Consider the following 17,374-nt stretch of genomic DNA (forward strand, 5'->3'; position numbering starts at 1 on the left):
GGGCGAACATTGTTCGCACGTCGAAGATGATTGTGTCAAATAGCCTGCAAAATGCAGGTGTTTGGAGCCGCCTTAACTCTCCAGCAGCTTCTCCTTCTCCAGTAAACTGTCAATAAACCGCTGAACAGGCTCGGGGGTCTCGTATTGCGAGGCCGTCACAGCGCAAATGTTCCTCGGCGGAATTGGCTCTTTGATCTTTAAGCGGAATATGTTTCCTGCCTCGATCTCAGCGCTGGCAGTCGCAAGCTGTAAAAAGCCTATGCCAAGATTGTTCTTTACCATCGGCATTACAAAGTTTATGGACGTCAGCTCGATGTCAGGCCGCAAAAGCAGATTGTGCTGACGGAATATATGGTCAAGATAGTTTCTCGTGGTGGTGGTGTTTTTAAGGCATATGAGCGGATATTTCACAAGCTCGTGCAGCGTTATCTCCTTGTCTTTGAGATAATCAAAACCATTTCCTGCTGTCACGATATCTTGAAGCTTCTTTACTATGTTGATGTTCAGCCCCGTCTTGTCGGAAAATGGCGAAGTCACTACCGCAACATCTATAAGATTTGCCCTCAGCGCTTCGATAGCGTCAGGGGTTGACATACTGTCTATCTTTATCTGAATGTTCGGGTGCTCCTTGTGAAATTCAACTATCCTGTCAATAAGAAAGCTTTGCAGAGCGACCTCGCTTCCGCCCAATCGCACGATAGAACGGTCGTGCTCGCTTATGAGCGCAAGCTCTTCCTCTGCGGAGAAAATGTGGTGGCAGGCTATGGATATGTGCTTGTAAAGCATTTCGCCCCCCGTGGTGAGCTCAACACCCTTTTTCGAGCGTATGAACAGCTTGCAGTCAAGCTCGTCCTCAAGATTTTTTATGCTTCGGCTTATGCTGGGCTGGGACAAAAATAAATAGTTCGCAGCCATTGTTATGTTTTGGAATTTCGCAACGTAATAAAATATCTTGTAATGCTCAAAATTGATCTCTCTCATATCCTGTCACTTCTTTCTTAGACTTATTTTCTGTCGTTTTTCGTTGCTTCTTGGATGTTATTAACATAAATGTGATGTATATAAACTCAAATTCAAGTAAAATATCCATACGTCAGATGTATGTTTACAATAGAAAATATCTATTTGACATATGCTTATAGTTGTATTATAATATATTCGTAAACAAAAATCAAGTCTTTTGTACCGCTGGGGGAGTGCCTTTGAGGACATTGTGCGGATAAAAGATGATTTTATCTGGATGAAATCAATGACGATTGCAATGACCGCAAAGGGGTACGGCTTTATGCTTCTTTACCTTTTTGGGGTTGGCGTCTTTATTGGTTTTATTTTTTTTTGGAGGTGATAGAATGCTGGAGAGAATTTCCGAAAGGCTCTCGGAAGCTATGGAAACGCAGATAGCTTTCAAGATACCGCTTTTCGGAGGCATACCTGTCCCTGTTTCCTGCGTGGTGACGTGGATAATTATGGCGATACTGGTGGTGCTGTCAATACTGCTCACAAGAAATTTGAAGCTTGTGCCCGACAGAAAGCAAATGATGCTTGAATCGTTCGTGGGCTTTTTAAGAAACTTTTTCGGAGAGCAGCTTGGCGAAAAGGGAATGGCTTATTTCCCGTTCCTTGCAACAGTCATTATTTATATAGGCTTTGCGAATATCATCGGTCTGCTGGGCTTTACGCCGCCGACAAAGGACCTTAACGTAACGGCAGGTCTTGCAATTATGAGTATCGTGCTGGTCGAGGTCGCAGGAATAAGAGCGAAGGGCACAAAGGGCTGGCTCAAAAGTTTCGCCCAGCCTGTTGCGATAATCGCTCCGCTGAATGTTATGGAGCTTGTTATCAGACCGCTTTCGCTGTGTATGCGACTTTTCGGTAACGTGCTCGCTTCGTATATCATTATGGAGCTAATCGAAGCTGTGTGCCCTGTGGTCATACCGCTGGCGTTCTCAGCATATTTCGACATTTTCGATGGATTTATCCAGGCATATGTTTTCGTGTTCCTTACATCGCTGTTTATAAATGAAGCGATAGAGGACGAAGAATAGTAACGGAGGTATAATTATGTTAGTAGCTATTGGTGCGGCAGTAGCCGTAATAACAGGTATAGGCGCAGGTATCGGTATCGGACTTGCAACAGGTAAGGCAACGGAGTCTATCGCAAGACAGCCGGAAGCAAAGAAGGATATCAGAAGCTCTCTGCTTCTCGGTTGTGCCCTCGCAGAGGCAACAGCTATTTACGGACTTATCGTCGCTATCCTTATCATCTTCTTCTTGAAGTAATAACAAACGGAGGTATATATTATGTTAGTAGCTATCGGTGCGGCAGTAGCCGTAATAACAGGTATAGGCGCAGGTATCGGTATCGGTATCGCAACAGGTAAGGCAACAGAATCTATCGCAAGACAGCCTGAGGCCAAGAAGGATATCAGAAGTTCTCTGCTTCTCGGTTGTGCCCTCGCAGAGGCAACAGCTATCTACGGTCTTATCGTAGCTATCCTTATCATCTTCTTCCTCAAGTAATATAGGTAATGAGGAGAGCCGTTTTTGCGGCGAAAAATTAGCAATTGATTGAATTGAAAGGAGCATTATTATGCTGAGTTTGGATCTGAGTTTGCTTTGGACGATAGTAAATCTGCTTGTCCTTTATCTGCTCCTTAAAAAGTTCCTTTTCAAGCCCGTCTGCAAGATGATGGACGAAAGAACAGCCAAGATACAGGGCGACCTTGACGGCGCTGCGCAGGCAAAGGCTGACGCCGAAAAGATGAAAGCCGATTATGAGGCCGAGATCGCCGACGCACACAGTCAGGCTGTTGAGATAACCAACAAGGCAAAGGAAAGAGCAGGCAAGGAATGTGATCTTATGATCGAGAATGCAAGAGCAGAGTCGGCAAAGATCATAAAGGACGCTGAAAAGTCCATTGCCAATGAAAAGGAAAGAGCTCTTGACGACGCTAAGTATCAGATCGCCGATCTTGCAATGCTTGCTGCGGCGAAAGTAATAAAGAAGAATGTTGGCGGAGAGTCCGACAAGGAGACCGTTGATGATTTTCTTTCGGAGGTAGGTGCTTCTAAATGATCTTTTATCCCGAGCAGGTCTGCGGCAGGGCGCTCTTTGAGCTTTCCCCGAAAGAGGAGGACGTAAAGACCGCCGAGGCGCTTTTTGACAGCTGTGAAGAGCTTAAAGAAGTCCTTGCAAGCCCCGCTGTGGAATTTACAGAGAAGGAAAAAGTCATCGACAGGCTTTTTCCCGACGGCTTGAGAAGCTTTCTTAAAGTGATGTGCAGCTTCGGTCATATGGAGCGCATCACGGAGATATTTGAAGCATACGAAGAAGAGCTTTTGAAGAGCAAAAATATACTTAAAGCTGATTTTTACTGCGTTTCAAGACCCGACGAAGCGCAGATAGACAAGATAAAGGAAACGCTGAAAAAGAAGTACGGCGTTTCGGACGTTCTGCTTGATATCACGGAGGACGAAGAGCTTATCGGCGGCTACCGCCTTGAGGTGGAGGGCGTTGAGTATGACAAGAGCTTCCAAGGAATGATAAAAGCTTTGCAGAACAAGATTTCAGGGAGGTGAACGGCTTGGCAGGTTCAAGCAGGAGCGATATTATCTCGGTGCTCAAAAGTGAGATACAGGACTTTGAGGCAAAGACCCAAGTAAATGAAACGGGCAGGATAATATCCATAAATGACGGTATCGTCAATGTATACGGTCTTAATCACGCAATGTACGGCGAGCTGGTGGAATTTGAAACAGGCGTCAAGGGCATAGTTCAGAATGTTGAGAGAAAAACTCTCGGCTGCGTTCTTCTTGGTTCCGATTACGGTCTGACCGAGGGTTCAAAGGTAGTGAGAACAAAGAAGAAGGCAGGCGTTGGCGTTGGCGAAAAGCTGCTTGGAAGAGTAGTTGACGCTTTGGGTGCGCCTATCGACGGAATGGGCGAGATAGAGTATGACGATTATTACCCTATCGAGCGTGAAGCCGCAGGCGTTTGCGACAGAAAGTCTGTTACAGTTCCGCTGGAAACAGGTATACTTTCCATCGACTCGATGTTCCCGATAGGAAGAGGTCAGCGTGAGCTTATCATCGGCGACAGACAGACAGGTAAAACTTCAATTGCCCTCGATACTATTCTTAATCAGAAGGGCAAGGATATGATATGCGTTTATGTTGCTATCGGTCAAAAGGCTTCCACAGTTGCGAAGTTCGTGAGCGACCTTAAAAAGCACGGCGCAATGGATTACACCATAGTTGTTGCCGCAATGGCAAGCGACCTTGCGCCGCTCCAGTACATATGCCCTTATGCAGGCACGGCAATGGCTGAATACTTTATGGACAAGGGCAAGGACGTGCTCGTCGTTTATGACGATCTTTCAAAGCACGCCGTTGCATACAGAGCGATGAGCTTGCTGCTCAAGCGTTCACCGGGACGTGAAGCTTATCCTGGCGACGTTTTCTATCTCCATTCAAGACTGCTGGAGCGTTCCTGCCGTCTTGACGACGCACACGGCGGCGGTTCGATAACTGCTTTGCCGATAATCGAAACACAGGCTGGCGACGTTTCCGCATATATCCCGACGAACGTTATCTCTATCACAGACGGACAGATATTCCTTGAGACGGAGCTTTTCTTCTCGGGCGTAAGACCTGCGGTAAATGTTGGACTTTCAGTATCCCGTGTGGGCGGTGCGGCTCAGACGAAGATAATAAAGAAGGTATCGGGCAATCTGCGTATCGACCTTGCACAGTTCAGAGAAATGGAAGTGTTCACACAGTTCAGCTCGGAGCTCGACAAGACCACGCAGGAGCTTCTTGACCACGGCCACAGACTGGTGGAGATACTCAAGCAGCCGCTCTATCATCCTTATTCTATGCACGAGGAAGTCATTATCCTCTGCTGCGCACAGCACAAGCTTATGCTCGATGTGCCTGTTAAGGATATAAGACAGTTCACGCTTGATATGCTTTCATATTTTGAGGCAAATCACAGCGATATCATAAGCGAGATCAACGATAAGAAGGTTATGAGAGAGGAGCTTGAAGGAAAGATCGTCGCTGCGGCAAAGGAATTCAAGCAGGGAAGATAAAAAAGCTAAAAGCTTACAAGCTTAGCTTATAATGCAATAGAAAGGAGGCTGCCGTCCTTATGGCAGGAATGAGAGAAATAAGGGAGCGGATAGGAAGCGTCAGCGAGATCATGAAGATCACAAACGCTATGTATCTTATATCCTCCTCAAACCTCAAAAAGGCTAAGAAAAGCCTTGAAAACACGGTGCCTTACTTTGAAAAGCTCCAGTCTACCATTCATCATATCCTCCTGCACACGCCGGAGATCGAGCACAAGTATTTCGATCAGCGTGAGGAGAAAGCCCCCGAGGACAAGATGATAGGATATATCGTCGTCACGGCGGACAAGGGTCTTGCGGGAGCGTATAACCACAACGTTCTGAAAATGGCAGAGCAGGAGCTTGCAAAGCACAAAAACACCTGTCTCTTTGTGGTGGGACAGATCGGCAGACATTATTTTTCAAGAAAGAACGTAACGATCGACGGCGAGTTTCTTTACACGGCGCAGAACCCGACCCTTTATAGGGCGAGGGCTATCGCCGAGACTGTCACCGATCTTTATGAGAGAAAATATCTTGACGAGGTGTATGTAATTTACACCAAAATGGTCAATTCAATGGATATGGAGCCTGAGATGCTCAAGCTTTTCCCGCTGGAGCGTGAGGACTTCAAAGACCCTATGCGAAAGCAGGATCACGACATCGTAACGTTCAGACCGACCCCTGAAAAGGTTTTGGATCACCTTGTTCCGAACTATATGAAGGGACTTATCTTCGGCGTGCTGGTGGAGGCATTCTCCAGCGAGCAGAACGCAAGAATGACGGCTATGAACGGAGCGACCACAAGCGCCTCTGAAATGATAAAAGATCTGTCTTTGCAATACAACCGTGCAAGACAGGCGGCGATCACGCAGGAGATCACCGAGATCGTCAGCGGTGCCAACGCTCAAAAGAACGAGAGCTAGACTTTCGGGAAAGGTGTAAAACGATATGGAAAAGGGAAAAATTGTTGAAATTATGGGCCCTGTTGTGGACGTTGAGTTTGAAAGCGGAAAGCTCCCGATGATAAAGGACGCTCTCACAGTTCAGCTTGACGGAAAGACAAGGGTTATGGAAGTTGCTCAGCAGATGGGCAACAATACAGTTAGAGCAATAATGCTGGCTTCCAGCGACGGACTTGAAAAGGATATGGAGGTCACGGCAACAGGTTCGTGTATCAAAGTTCCTGTTGGCGACGGAACGCTTGGCAGAATGTTCAATGTTCTTGGCGAGACTATCGACGGCGGCGAGGCTGTAAAGGCTGACGAATACTGGGGTATCCATAGAGAGCCGCCAAAGTTCGAAGACCAGAAGCCTGCGACGGAGATTCTCGAGACAGGTATCAAGGTCATCGACCTTCTTGCGCCTTATGCGAAGGGCGGTAAGATCGGTCTGTTCGGAGGAGCAGGCGTTGGCAAGACGGTGCTTATTCAGGAGCTTATCACAAACGTTGCCACAGAGCACGGCGGATATTCTATCTTCACGGGCGTTGGCGAGCGTTCAAGAGAGGGCAACGACCTTTGGCACGAAATGACAGATTCGGGCGTAATCAAAAAGACCGCCTTAGTGTTCGGTCAGATGAACGAACCGCCTGGATCAAGAATGAGAGTTGCGCAGACTGGTCTGACTATGGCGGAATATTTCAGAGACAAGGAGCACCAAGACGTTTTGCTCTTTATCGACAACATTTTCAGATTTGTACAGGCAGGTTCTGAGGTATCGGCGCTGCTGGGCAGAATGCCGTCAGCCGTTGGTTATCAGCCGACCCTTGCAAATGAAATGGGTGCATTGCAGGAGCGTATCGCTTCAACAAAGCAGGGTTCTATCACGTCTGTACAGGCAGTTTACGTTCCTGCGGACGACTTGACCGACCCAGCGCCTGCTATCACATTCTCACACCTTGACGCAACGACGGTACTTTCAAGAAAGATCGTTGAGCAGGGCATTTATCCAGCCGTTGATCCGCTGGAATCATCATCGAGAATACTCGAGCCTGACGTTGTCGGCGAAGAGCATTACGAAGTTGCAAGAAAGACGCAGGAGCTTTTGCAGAAGTACAAGGAGCTTCAAGATATCATTTCTATCCTTGGTATGGAAGAGCTTGACGACGATGACAAGATAGCAGTTTACAGAGCGAGAAAGATACAGAAATTCCTTTCGCAGCCATTCCACGTTGCAGAGAATTTCACGGGTATCGAGGGCAAATATGTACCGCTCAAGGAGACTATCAGAGGTTTCAAGAAGATAATCGACGGCGAAATGGACGAATATCCTGAGGCTGCATTCCTTAACGCAGGCACTATCGACGACGTTATCGAAAAGGCAAAACAGCTTGAGAGCGAGGAATAACACCGAGAGGAGCGCATTGAAATGGTAAAGACATTCAAGCTTGAGATCCTTGCCAGCGACCACGTTTTCTTTTCGGGAGAGTGCGACGAGCTGGTTTTTCCTGGACAGGACGGTTCTTTCGGAATTTTGCCGAACCACCAGCCGATGATAACCTGCCTTAATTCGGGAGAGCTCCGATACAGGGTCGGGGACGAATGGCATTACGCCGCAGTCAGCGACGGGTTCGTTGAGATCATGCCCTCGTATGTGACCATACTTGCGGACACGGTCGAGCGGCCAGACGAGATCGACGCAAAGCGTGCGGAGGCGGCAAAGGAAAGGGCGCAGGAACGTTTGCGCCAGAAGCAGAGCATTTCCGAATACTACCACTCGCAGGCGGCTCTCAACAAGGCTATGGCAAGGTTGAAGCTTTCAAGCAAATATACTAATCATAAGATAAATATCTGATATCAGCAAAGATCAGTAAAAAAGCGCAGCAGCGGACTTGGTTCGTTGCTGTGCTTTTTTTGTGTGCAAAAAAATAAGTGCGGAAAAAATTCCGCACTTCAGCTTGTTGAAAAAGTCTGACAAAAGTGGGACGTCGAGGACGCCGTCCCCTACAATTGGCGTAAATACGCTGTTTATATGTAGGGGCGAACAGCGTTCGCCCGTTATTGTGGCGTTTTTCAACAGTCTCAAGTGCGGAAAAATTCCGCACTTATCAATTTTTGTGTTTTCGCAATTCGCATTTAGCTTAGTTGAGAGCTCAATGCAATAGTTTTTTCTTTAGCGACCCTGTCCTCGGGCTACTATGTAAAGTCAACCCGTAGTCCAGACTATGCGAATTAAAAAAATTAGTTTTTGATGTCGTTATCATCAAATGGGTCTCCGCATTCTGGGCAGAACTTAGGTGGGTTCTTTGGGTCTGCCGGTTCCCAGCCGCACTTGTCGCACTTGTAAAGCGGCTCTGCTGCCGGCTTTGGTTTGCCGCATTCTGCGCAGAATTTGCCCTTGTTTACTGCGCCGCAGGAACAAGTCCAGCCCTCAGGCTTCTGTGGCTTTGGCTGGCCGCAGTTTGCGCAGAACTTGCCTGTGTTCTCTGTGCCGCAAGCACAAGTCCAGCTATCAGATGTTGGCGCTGGCTTTGGCTCAGGCTTAGGCTGACCGCAGTTTGCGCAGAATTTGCCTGTGTTCGTTGCTCCGCAAGCGCAAGTCCAGCCGTCTGTCGGGGCAGCCTGCTGTGTTGGTGCTGCGGCCGGTGCCTGTGCAGGCGCTGCTTGCTGAGCGGCCTGTGCTGCTGCCTGCTGGTTCATCATCTGCTGCTGATACATTGATGCATCCATTGGCTGGCCCATCATTCCGCCTGCCATTCCCATTCCCATAAAGCCTGCCATTGCGCCGTTTGAGTTGTTGGCAGCGGCTTCTCTTGCGGTGTTTATCGACATTCTGTCCATTGCATAGAGCATTGAAGGGTCGCTTCCTGCGGTCTTGGCTTCCTGGAACTTTGCGATCCTCTTCTTGGACTCTTCATCAACGTTGAGTTCGATAGCAAGGCTTGTGATCTCAATACCCTTGTTAGCCCACTTTTCACGGAGGGCTTCATTCATTGCGGCTGCAAGCTCATCCGGATACGCGCCAAGTTGATCGTATGGTATCTTGAGGGCAGCGATCTTTGTAAGAGCGATCTGGAACTTAGGAGTCATATCAGCCTTGAGCTGTCCGAGAACGGTTGCGCCGTCGGGACTGTCAACAGAAAGGACGGAATTTACATTCTGAACTACGTTCTCATAGAAGTTCATTGGGTTGATGATCTGAAGCTCATACTGGCCGTGACCCTGTGCGTTAAGAGTAAGGTTCATTTCGCCGTCTCTGAAAGGTATCTTGCCGAAGCCGACCTTGTTGCCCGGGATAGGCTTGAGGTTTATGTAGATAAGTCTCATCGTGTTGAGAGACTGACCGCCTGCGGTGAATCTTCTGCCGATCTCCTTGATAGAAGCGCCGAAATCACGCCAGCCGCCGCCGAGAAGTGATGGCGCAGCCTTTGAATCGTACTTATACTGGCCTGCTGTTTCAGCAGTACCGATTACGAAATCGTGTACCTTGCCGTTTTCGATAAGAAGAGCAGCCTGATTTACGGCAACGTCAAAGCGTGAGCCGTTTGAGATAACGCCGTCAGAAGCGTTGTTTGTTGTGCCGTTTCTCTTTACGAGCGTACCCGGCTGGCAGAGAATTTTTGTTGACATATCTTCACATCTGAAGTAATCAACTACCTGATCGGCAAATGTTGAGCCGACTGCTGAAGTGAGCATTCTGATAAGTCCCATAGTTTTTTATCCTTTCGTTGTTGAAATTTCGGATCAATGCGATCTTATTGCGCATTTTGTCCGAGAGATTTTTTATAATTACGCAGAGAAGCGTTATTAATGTATGAAATTGGGTTTGTTGCCATAAACGGGTTTATATCACCCTGCCTATACGGCTGACTTTCCACGTTCTTTCGATAGAGCTGTGTATCTCAGCGCCGCAGTATGGGCAGACTTTATCGCCTGTGGTATCTATCGGTGCGCCGCAATGCTGGCAGATAAGGCTGACGTTTTCGCCTTGATCGCCGACGGAGAGATAATATGTATAATCGGCGTCATAGATATGCTGCGCTTTTGAGCCGTTGGTGAGATATTCCAGCGCCACTTGATATGTTACCGCTGCGACTTCAAGATTATTGCGATAGCCTGTTATCTGCGAGCGGTGTATAACGATGTTGTCATAATGGATAGGCTTTGGGCTGGAGGCGTTATCAGCCGCTTTGGCTCTAAGCGTTTCGATAAGGGCGTTTGAGCAGCCCTCGAGATTATCTGGGGATTCTTCACCGTTTATGACGAGAAAATGCTTATACACGGCATTTTCGATAATGCTTCTTGCAAGCTTGTCGTCAAATTCGGGGAAGTCCTTCGCCACCCTTCGCAGGATAGTTGGGTCAACAACTGTGAAGCTCATTGGCTGGCTCATATTCTCTTCGGTGGCGTCGTTTATGGCTTTGAGGAGCCTATGTGCTCTGCCAAGTTCGCCGCCTATTTTGTTTTTTATCGAGATCGCCGTTGCGAATGCGCAGCCGACTGCCGCCACGATTATGACTAATTTTACGATAAGCGCAACTGATATACCAGGCATTTTGCTTACCCTCCGTTACAAATTACAAATTATATTCCTAGATCTTTGGCTTATTGGCTTAGAAAATTGGGCTTTAGAATATGCCCATAAAACCGCCTATTATGCCGATAACAAAGCCGCCTATGCCGCCGAGGAGCGAATAGAGCGCAAGCTTTGCCTTGTCGATAGGCAGGTTGCCGATGAACTTTCCTGTCTGACCGTTCATTGCAAAGAAATAGGGTTTATCCTTATATGTTGTATAAAGCAGCCAAGTTGGCAGCATTGCATATTTGGTGTCCATAATTTCGGTGTGCTTTGTATAGTCACGGATATCGACACTGTCATAATTACAGGTCTTGCGTAGCTCGTCACGGGTGGTGTTTTCTATTCTTTCCTTTGCACGAGGGAAGCATTTCTGGCTGTCATCATCGTATCTTTCGGCGAGATATCCTGAAAGATATCCAGGATTGAAAGGCGTCAGCTCGGAATAATCGAAAGGCTCGATAGAATCCATAGCGTCATTATCGGTCTTTGAGGAAGCGTCAACGGGGACGGCTTCAAAATCAAGCTGGCCGTCACGATAGATGTTGTAAAACTTCTTTTCTGTGTAGCGATATCCGCCGGACGTCCACGTTTTTGTATTTATGCCTTCGCCTGTAATTGAGCCTGTGCAGCCGCCGGAATAGAGCCAAAACGGGATATAAACGCCTTGCATTTTATCGACTATCTTATCGCAGTCGAAATCCTTCGGGGTGAGAGGCTTTTTGCTGAACTGGCGGAAAGCTTCCATAACGTCCTTCTTAGGCACTTTGAATGGGATAACGTAATCGGGGGAGAAATTGTCTATTATCTGCTCGCCCATTATAACGGCGTTGCCGCAATAAACGCAGACTGTTGCTGCTGTGGAGCGATCGGTTATTATCTCTGCGCCGCAATGGGAGCAGGTATATTTTACAAGGTCGCTGCCGACAGTTCCGTCATTGGAAGCGCTATACTCTTCCTTATCCACCTCTTCGTGCTTTTCAACGTTGTCCTTATTGAGCTCTTCCGCTTTTTTAGCGTCGCCCCCTGCTGCTTCAAGTTCTTTGAGGGTGAACTGTCCGTCGCAATATTCGCACGCCCAGCAATTTTTTTCAGCGCTCCAAAAAAGTTCTGCGCCGCAGGTAGGGCATTTATATGAAATATTTACAGCCATTTTGCGCCCTCCTTAATCCTTATTCAGCTTGACCTTATCGGTGGTAGTTCTGATATAGATATCACGGCGGTCGTGGAGCTTTAAGTTTGTTTTTATGTATTTATCAGCCTTTGTGGCTTTATTTTTCTGTCGGCTTTTTGATACCAGCACGCAGCCTGTTATAAGTGCGCCTATTATTGCGCAGATAAAGCCGCTGCCGATGTTGATATCGCCGCCTTCGCTGTCGGCGTATGCCATTATCGGCGTGCAGAACGTATTAAGGGAAATGAGAGCAAATCCCAATGTGCGATAGAATTTTTGCAGCATTTGTCTCCTCCAAACTACTAAGGCGATAAGGGCAGACCCACACATTTTTCGCCTTAATTATTTTTGCTATTTTGCTAATTTTAATCTGTTAAATATACACATTAATCCACATTAATACTTTAATCATACCAAAAATAAGCGGTTATGTCAAGAAAATTGTCATAATACGTTCAAAAATGAGCAATTTTTGTTTTGTTGGCTAATTTTAAACATTGCCAGTCGGCGTTTTTCACAATTAGCTAATGTCATTTAACATAGTCGGGTGAAAAATTGCGCATATTTGCGCATATTTACGCAGGATAATGCAGGAAAGTTATGTTATTCGGCAGTTTTGCTGTCGTTGATATCCATTGAAACGAGAGGGTTTGCATCGCTTGCGACCTTTGGCAGAACGCCGTCCCACTTGTCGATAGTTTGATACTTTATGATCTCATCGGAGAGAGAAGCGGAGATAGTCTTGTTGGCGTCTGCCTGAGCTTCGGCTTTGGTCTTGATTGACGTTGCTTCTGCATCGGCGGCGATGACCTTTTTCTTGGCCTCGGCTTCGGCGATAACGATAGCCTGCTCCTGCTCGGTCTTGGTCTTGAGAAGGTTCTGCTCGGCGACCTGTTTCGCTTCGATAGCTTGGTTGAACTCTTCGGAGAAATCAAAGTTCACGATGTTGAATTTCTCTATCTCAATGCCGTATTCGTCGACCTTTTCAACCAGCTGGCTCTTTATCTCATCGCCTACCTGCGCACGCTCTGTTATAAGCTGCTCGGCGGTATATTTTGCGCAGACGGATTTCATACATTCCTGCACGGTGGGCATAAGGATAACGTTCTGATAGTCAGCGCCGATGTTCTTGAAAATGCTGGACGATGAGGCGGACTTGATACGGAAGTTCACGGCTATGGTGGAACTTACTGTTTGGAGGTCCTTTGAGACTGCGTCGGCGTCTGCTTCATAGACCTGTATCTTATTGGAAACTGTATTGACCTGCTGGGCGAAAGGTATTTTGAAGTGGAGACCTTCGTTGAGGGCTGTGTCGGAGACCTTGCCGAAAGTCGTCACAACGCCTGTGCAGCCTGCCGGTACGATGGCAACGGAGGAAGCCACTATGACGATAGCTGCCGCAGCGGCTACGCATATGCCCACGATCTTGCCTGTTTTTCTTGTTGATATGTCGATGACCTTGTCTTTGCTCATAATTTTTTCCTTTCTGATATCCTCACGTTATGAATGGTGGGGGATAGATTAGTCGATTTTTTAGATATTGATAATATTATCAGCCGCAGTTTTTTGTCCTTTGGTTTAATATGATTATATCATAAGGTGTGTGCAAGTGCAAATTCCGCCAAAGGCTTGGGAAGTCAGCGGCGGTCAGCCGGAACAGGAATTTTTAATTTAGCTCACTCATTCTCTTGCAATCTCGCTAGATCTCGTCCGCTCAAATGCGCTCATAATTTATGAACGGGGGAGTTTCGGAAAAGCAGGCCATTATTCCAATATATGTGAAAGCTAATATATTTATACCCGTTGGGTGGATAATGGGGTGGGGATATGGAAAAAATGAACGTGGCAAAATTGCAAAGCGGCAAAAAAAACAACGGGCGAAAAATATTCGCCCGTTGTGGTTTGTTGTGGTTTATTCATTATTTTGTTTTTGCGCCTTTGACTGCGGTATAGCTCCACACAAGGCCAAGAGTTATCCACAAATATGGCGATGATGTTACGGAGCTGATGTTGAAAAAGGCTTGCACGAGGTAGCCTATTACTGCGGCGGAGACTGCGCAGGCTGTCCAGCTGTTTTTATCCTTGATAAAGCCTGCAAGAAGCTTTATCATTTTCACAAGGGTCATCACAAGGAACACGATTGTCAGCGCAAAGATTATGATTCCTCTTGACTGCAAAAGGTCGATATACTCGTTATAAGAGCGGTCGATTATTGCGCCTGTGTTGAATATGGTGCTCCAGTTATCGGGACCTGTGCCCCAGACAAGGTTCTGCTGGGCGGTGTACATTCCGTCATCCCAAAGGTAGGGGTATATCCATTGTGAGTCGTCGCCGTTTCTGCCTGTGCCTGTGATAGAAAGGCGGTCAAAGCTGTCGTGGAAGATTATTTTTTCGTCGAGAAGTCTGAACTCTCCTGCGGCGAAAAGTCCGCCGAATATGCCGCCGATAACAACGACTGCGCATATGCAGGCAAGTATTGGCTTTTTATCCTTTGCTGTACCTGACTTGACTGCGGCAATGATGAGAGATACCAGCAGGACAGAGCCTATGCCGATAACGGCAGGCACAACGCAGGTGAGCATTGCGGCTGCGCTCATAAGTGCGGCTGAAATGCCATAGAAAATTTTTCTTGGCTTTGAGCCGTCATACAACATTCCGTTGAGGGCGAATGCGAATATCACCGTCAGCACGGCAGCCAATGCGAATGGTGTGCAGAGGAAGCCTGTGGCGACGTATTCTTTTGTATACTGGATACCCTCGGTGGAGAAGCTGTCGAAAAGTTCACGGAAATAGTTAGGAACGACTTTGCCTGTGGCTGGGATAGCCTGCAAAATGCCAACTATGGACTGAAATGTGCCGATACCGACGATAACATCGCTGAGTTTTATGCGGCGGTTATCGGCTGTGACGGTCATTCCTGCGGCGAAAAGTCCCCAATAGCCCAAGATCGTGAGCATACCTTCGGAGCGGTCGAGATAGCCGTAAAATGCGGTGAAAACGTCCGCCGCCATTACACAGGACACAACCGAAAGCAATATCACCGCAAGGGCGACGCAAAGACTTTTGTTGTCCTTTAGCTCAACCTGTTTTTTCATATTTGCTATAAGGAAAATGATAAATCCGATAAATCCCACCGCAAGTACAGCGGCGGAGATAAAGAAGATGAATTTCTCATTGAGATAAAGATCTCGCTGGGTGCTTTCGTCCATTCCGTATTTGATATTCTGGGTGAAATAATACGGGATAGTGATGACGCACAGCACCAGCATTGCGATAATGCTGTAAACGCCGCACAGCTTTTGTGCGGATTCGGCGGTCATATTGAGGATAAAGTCGGACTTTTCGGAGCTTCCGAAAAGGTGCTTTTTACCCTGATTGGTAGTGACCTCTTTTTTCTCTTTTGCTTTTGACATAAATTATCCCCCAAAAAAGCATAGATTTTTTCAGCTTGTTGAAAAAGTCCGACAAAAGTGGGACGTCGAGGACGCCGTCCCCTACAATTGGCGTAAATACGCTGTTTATATGTAGGGGCGAACAGCGTTCGCCCGTTATTTTGGTGTTTTTCAACAGTCTCGATTTTTTTTGTTGTGTTTGCAGGGATGAAAAAAATTTTTTCGCCCCTACAATATTTTATTATATTTTATTGCAGAAATGAGAATTGAAAATAAAAATACATCGCCGCTAGGCGATACCTTAATTTCTCACTCCTCACTCCTAATTCCTCACTCAACAAAGTGAAAAGGCGGACAACCCTTAACAGCTTGCCCGCCTTGTTTACACAAATTACGTTTGGTTTTACTTTGCGTATTCGATAGCTCTGCTCTCTCTGATGAGATTGACCTTGATCTGTCCCGGATAATCCATTTCCGTTTCGATCCTCTTGGCAATCTCACGAGCAACGAGCACCATTTTTTCGTCGTTGATCTTCTCTGGCTGAACCATAATTCTTACCTCACGGCCTGCCTGGATAGCAAAGGACTTTTCTACGCCGTCATAAGACGTGCATATCTCTTCAAGCTTCTGAAGTCTCTTGATATAGTTTTCGTAATTCTCGCTTCTTGCACCCGGTCTTGCTGCGCTGATAGCGTCAGCCGCCTGTACCAGCGCCGCAACGACTGTTCTTGTTTCAACGTCGCCGTGGTGGGCTTCGATAGCGTGGATAACCTCAGGGCTTTCTTTGTACTTCTTGCAGACGTCCACACCGATCTGAACGTGTGAACCCTCGATCTCGTAACTGAGAGCCTTGCCTATATCGTGGAGCAGTCCTGCTCTTCTTGCAAGGTTTGCGTCAACGCCCAGTTCGGACGCCATCATTCCTGCAAGGTGAGCCACCTCTATTGAGTGGTTAAGTACGTTCTGTCTGTAACTTGTTCTGTAACGCAGACGGCCAAGAAGCTTGACAAGCTCGTGATTAACGCCGTGAACGTTAGTCTCAAGGATAGCTCTTTCGCCTTCCTGCTTGATCTTGAGCTCGACCTCACGCTTTGCCTTTTCGACCATTTCCTCGATACGTGTTGGGTGGATACGGCCGTCCTGGATAAGCTTTTCAAGAGCGATCCTTGCGATCTCCCTTCTTACCTGATCAAAGCAGGAGATAGTGATAGCTTCCGGTGTGTCGTCGATGATAAGATCGACGCCTGTGAGAGTTTCGATAGTTCTGATGTTTCTTCCTTCACGTCCGATGATACGTCCCTTCATTTCATCGTTAGGCAGCGCAACAACAGACACGGCAGACTCGGAGACCTGATCTGCGGCACATCTTGAGATAGCAAGAGAAATATACTGTCTTGCCTTTGCCTCGCAGTCCTCCTTGACCTGGTTCTCGTAATTCGTGACCCTTATGGCCTTTTCGTGCACCAGATCTTCGTCAAGCTTTGAAAGAAGATAATCCTTAGCCTGATCGACTGTGAACTGTGAGATCTTTTCCAGCATATCGAGCTGTGACTTCTTGATCCTGTCGGCTTCTGCCACCTTTTCATCGGCTGATCTCAGCTTGTTCTGGAGCTGTTCATCCTTCTTTTCAAGATTATCCAGCTTCCTGTCAACGGATTCTTCCTTTTGCTGGATACGTCTTTCCTGTCTGGATACCTCGATTCGTCTCTCTTTAAGCTCTTTTTCAGTTTCCTGGCGTGACTTGTGTATCTCGTCCTTAGCTTCTACCAAAGCTTCTTTTTTCAGAGATTCAGCGTTCTTCTTTGCGTCCTCGACAATGCGTTCAGCTTCCTTTTCGGCAGAACCCATTGCAGCTTCAGCCGTCTTTTTGCGATAGCTTACGCCCTGCTTGAAGCAGATAAGACCGCTGACGCCTGCGCCAAGAATAAGAGCAACTACACATAGTAGAATAACAGTACCTGGACCCATATGTATAGCTTTCCTCCTTCTTACTTAGAAAGTATGAATACCGCCGCAGCAAGGCGTTTTTGCGTCCTTTATATCCGCAGAGATATTCACCTAATATTAAATTGTAAAGATACAAAATTGCAAAATTTATTTTATAAAAAACGCAGACCGTTTTTACAGTCTGTCAATTATATAAAAAATATAATGCATAACATTATTGTATAATAAAATACTC

17 protein-coding genes are annotated in these 17,374 nt (G+C 46.9%); 9 read left to right on the forward strand and 8 right to left on the reverse strand.

The features are described 5' to 3' along the window. Nucleotides 1-72: 72 nt before the first annotated feature. Nucleotides 73-981, reverse strand: coding sequence for a LysR family transcriptional regulator (locus tag QZ371_RS04845; protein WP_295210217.1), 909 nt, complete (start codon nucleotides 979-981; stop codon nucleotides 73-75). Between the two features lie 368 nt (nucleotides 982-1,349). On the opposite strand from QZ371_RS04845, the gene QZ371_RS04850 reads away from it, so the two are divergent. The 9 genes from QZ371_RS04850 (at nucleotide 1,350) to QZ371_RS04890 (ending at nucleotide 7,904) form a co-directional block, all read left to right on the forward strand. Continuing rightward, nucleotides 1,350-2,045 carry a F0F1 ATP synthase subunit A gene (locus QZ371_RS04850; RefSeq protein WP_295210219.1) on the forward strand — a complete coding sequence of 232 codons (696 nt, stop codon included), beginning with the start codon at nucleotides 1,350-1,352 and terminating at the stop codon, nucleotides 2,043-2,045. Nucleotides 2,046-2,055: 10 nt separating this feature from the next. Beyond that, complete coding sequence (gene atpE / locus QZ371_RS04855) at nucleotides 2,056-2,280, forward strand: ATP synthase F0 subunit C (protein ID WP_295210334.1); 225 nt, start codon at nucleotides 2,056-2,058, stop codon at nucleotides 2,278-2,280. Between the two features lie 21 nt (nucleotides 2,281-2,301). Next, nucleotides 2,302-2,520, forward strand: a complete 219-nt coding sequence (gene atpE / locus QZ371_RS04860; protein WP_022288192.1) for an ATP synthase F0 subunit C — start codon at nucleotides 2,302-2,304, stop codon at nucleotides 2,518-2,520. 70 nt (nucleotides 2,521-2,590) lie between these two features. Continuing rightward, nucleotides 2,591-3,076, forward strand: a complete 486-nt coding sequence (gene atpF, locus QZ371_RS04865) for a F0F1 ATP synthase subunit B (protein WP_295210222.1) — start codon at nucleotides 2,591-2,593, stop codon at nucleotides 3,074-3,076. Then, nucleotides 3,073-3,579 (forward strand): FoF1 ATP synthase subunit delta, encoded by a 507-nt coding sequence (locus tag QZ371_RS04870; protein WP_295210224.1) that lies wholly within the window; start codon nucleotides 3,073-3,075, stop codon nucleotides 3,577-3,579. The genes atpF and QZ371_RS04870 overlap by 4 nt, the downstream gene beginning before the upstream one ends. Continuing rightward, nucleotides 3,576-5,090, forward strand: a complete 1,515-nt coding sequence (atpA, locus tag QZ371_RS04875) for a F0F1 ATP synthase subunit alpha (protein WP_366558693.1) — start codon at nucleotides 3,576-3,578, stop codon at nucleotides 5,088-5,090. The genes QZ371_RS04870 and atpA overlap by 4 nt, the downstream gene beginning before the upstream one ends. 59 nt (nucleotides 5,091-5,149) lie before the next feature. Further along, nucleotides 5,150-6,034 carry an ATP synthase F1 subunit gamma gene (gene atpG / locus QZ371_RS04880; RefSeq protein ID WP_295210228.1) on the forward strand — a complete coding sequence of 295 codons (885 nt, stop codon included), beginning with the start codon at nucleotides 5,150-5,152 and terminating at the stop codon, nucleotides 6,032-6,034. Nucleotides 6,035-6,059: 25 nt separating this feature from the next. Beyond that, a complete protein-coding gene (gene atpD / locus QZ371_RS04885) occupies nucleotides 6,060-7,457 on the forward strand; it encodes a F0F1 ATP synthase subunit beta (RefSeq protein WP_295210229.1) in 1,398 nt (465 codons plus the stop codon). 21 nt (nucleotides 7,458-7,478) lie between these two features. Further along, nucleotides 7,479-7,904, forward strand: coding sequence for a F0F1 ATP synthase subunit epsilon (locus tag QZ371_RS04890; RefSeq protein WP_295210231.1), 426 nt, complete (start codon nucleotides 7,479-7,481; stop codon nucleotides 7,902-7,904). Nucleotides 7,905-8,290: 386 nt separating this feature from the next. On the opposite strand, the gene QZ371_RS04895 is transcribed toward QZ371_RS04890, so the two are convergent. The 7 genes from QZ371_RS04895 to rny all read right to left on the reverse strand — a co-directional run bounded on the left by QZ371_RS04895 (nucleotide 8,291) and on the right by rny (nucleotide 17,160). Further along, complete coding sequence (locus QZ371_RS04895; protein ID WP_295210233.1) at nucleotides 8,291-9,760, reverse strand: SPFH domain-containing protein; 1,470 nt, start codon at nucleotides 9,758-9,760, stop codon at nucleotides 8,291-8,293. Between the two features lie 133 nt (nucleotides 9,761-9,893). After that, nucleotides 9,894-10,604, reverse strand: coding sequence for a zinc ribbon domain-containing protein (locus tag QZ371_RS04900; RefSeq protein ID WP_295210235.1), 711 nt, complete (start codon nucleotides 10,602-10,604; stop codon nucleotides 9,894-9,896). A 73-nt stretch (nucleotides 10,605-10,677) separates the two neighbouring features. Continuing rightward, entirely contained in the window at nucleotides 10,678-11,778 is a 1,101-nt protein-coding gene (locus tag QZ371_RS04905) for a hypothetical protein (protein ID WP_295210236.1), read from the reverse strand. Nucleotides 11,779-11,790: 12 nt separating this feature from the next. Beyond that, nucleotides 11,791-12,084, reverse strand: a complete 294-nt coding sequence (locus QZ371_RS04910) for a hypothetical protein (RefSeq protein ID WP_295210237.1) — start codon at nucleotides 12,082-12,084, stop codon at nucleotides 11,791-11,793. Between the two features lie 318 nt (nucleotides 12,085-12,402). Next, on the reverse strand, nucleotides 12,403-13,272 hold the full coding sequence (locus tag QZ371_RS04915; RefSeq protein ID WP_295210239.1) for a prohibitin family protein: 870 nt from the start codon (nucleotides 13,270-13,272) through the stop codon (nucleotides 12,403-12,405). A gap of 446 nt (nucleotides 13,273-13,718) precedes the next feature. Further along, complete coding sequence (locus QZ371_RS04920; protein WP_295210241.1) at nucleotides 13,719-15,212, reverse strand: hypothetical protein; 1,494 nt, start codon at nucleotides 15,210-15,212, stop codon at nucleotides 13,719-13,721. A gap of 382 nt (nucleotides 15,213-15,594) precedes the next feature. After that, nucleotides 15,595-17,160 (reverse strand): ribonuclease Y, encoded by a 1,566-nt coding sequence (gene rny / locus QZ371_RS04925; RefSeq protein WP_295210243.1) that lies wholly within the window; start codon nucleotides 17,158-17,160, stop codon nucleotides 15,595-15,597. Nucleotides 17,161-17,374 lie beyond the last annotated feature (214 nt).

Origin of the sequence: Ruminococcus sp., assembly GCF_019423705.1 — a bacterium.
Classification (GTDB): Bacteria; Bacillota; Clostridia; order Oscillospirales; family Ruminococcaceae; genus Hominimerdicola.

What these genes read in the sequence shown, in the direction of transcription:
- QZ371_RS04845 (WP_295210217.1), bottom strand. Translation starts at nt 981, where the DNA reads ATGAGAGAGATCAATTTTGAGCATTACAAGATATTTTATTACGTTGCG.
- QZ371_RS04850 (WP_295210219.1), top strand. Translation starts at nt 1,350, where the DNA reads ATGCTGGAGAGAATTTCCGAAAGGCTCTCGGAAGCTATGGAAACGCAG.
- atpE (WP_022288192.1), top strand. Translation starts at nt 2,302, where the DNA reads ATGTTAGTAGCTATCGGTGCGGCAGTAGCCGTAATAACAGGTATAGGC.
- atpF (WP_295210222.1), top strand. Translation starts at nt 2,591, where the DNA reads ATGCTGAGTTTGGATCTGAGTTTGCTTTGGACGATAGTAAATCTGCTT.
- QZ371_RS04870 (WP_295210224.1), top strand. Translation starts at nt 3,073, where the DNA reads ATGATCTTTTATCCCGAGCAGGTCTGCGGCAGGGCGCTCTTTGAGCTT.
- atpG (WP_295210228.1), top strand. Translation starts at nt 5,150, where the DNA reads ATGGCAGGAATGAGAGAAATAAGGGAGCGGATAGGAAGCGTCAGCGAG.
- atpD (WP_295210229.1), top strand. Translation starts at nt 6,060, where the DNA reads ATGGAAAAGGGAAAAATTGTTGAAATTATGGGCCCTGTTGTGGACGTT.
- QZ371_RS04890 (WP_295210231.1), top strand. Translation starts at nt 7,479, where the DNA reads ATGGTAAAGACATTCAAGCTTGAGATCCTTGCCAGCGACCACGTTTTC.
- QZ371_RS04895 (WP_295210233.1), bottom strand. Translation starts at nt 9,760, where the DNA reads ATGGGACTTATCAGAATGCTCACTTCAGCAGTCGGCTCAACATTTGCC.
- QZ371_RS04900 (WP_295210235.1), bottom strand. Translation starts at nt 10,604, where the DNA reads ATGCCTGGTATATCAGTTGCGCTTATCGTAAAATTAGTCATAATCGTG.
- QZ371_RS04905 (WP_295210236.1), bottom strand. Translation starts at nt 11,778, where the DNA reads ATGGCTGTAAATATTTCATATAAATGCCCTACCTGCGGCGCAGAACTT.
- QZ371_RS04910 (WP_295210237.1), bottom strand. Translation starts at nt 12,084, where the DNA reads ATGCTGCAAAAATTCTATCGCACATTGGGATTTGCTCTCATTTCCCTT.
- QZ371_RS04915 (WP_295210239.1), bottom strand. Translation starts at nt 13,272, where the DNA reads ATGAGCAAAGACAAGGTCATCGACATATCAACAAGAAAAACAGGCAAG.
- QZ371_RS04920 (WP_295210241.1), bottom strand. Translation starts at nt 15,212, where the DNA reads ATGTCAAAAGCAAAAGAGAAAAAAGAGGTCACTACCAATCAGGGTAAA.
- rny (WP_295210243.1), bottom strand. Translation starts at nt 17,160, where the DNA reads ATGGGTCCAGGTACTGTTATTCTACTATGTGTAGTTGCTCTTATTCTT.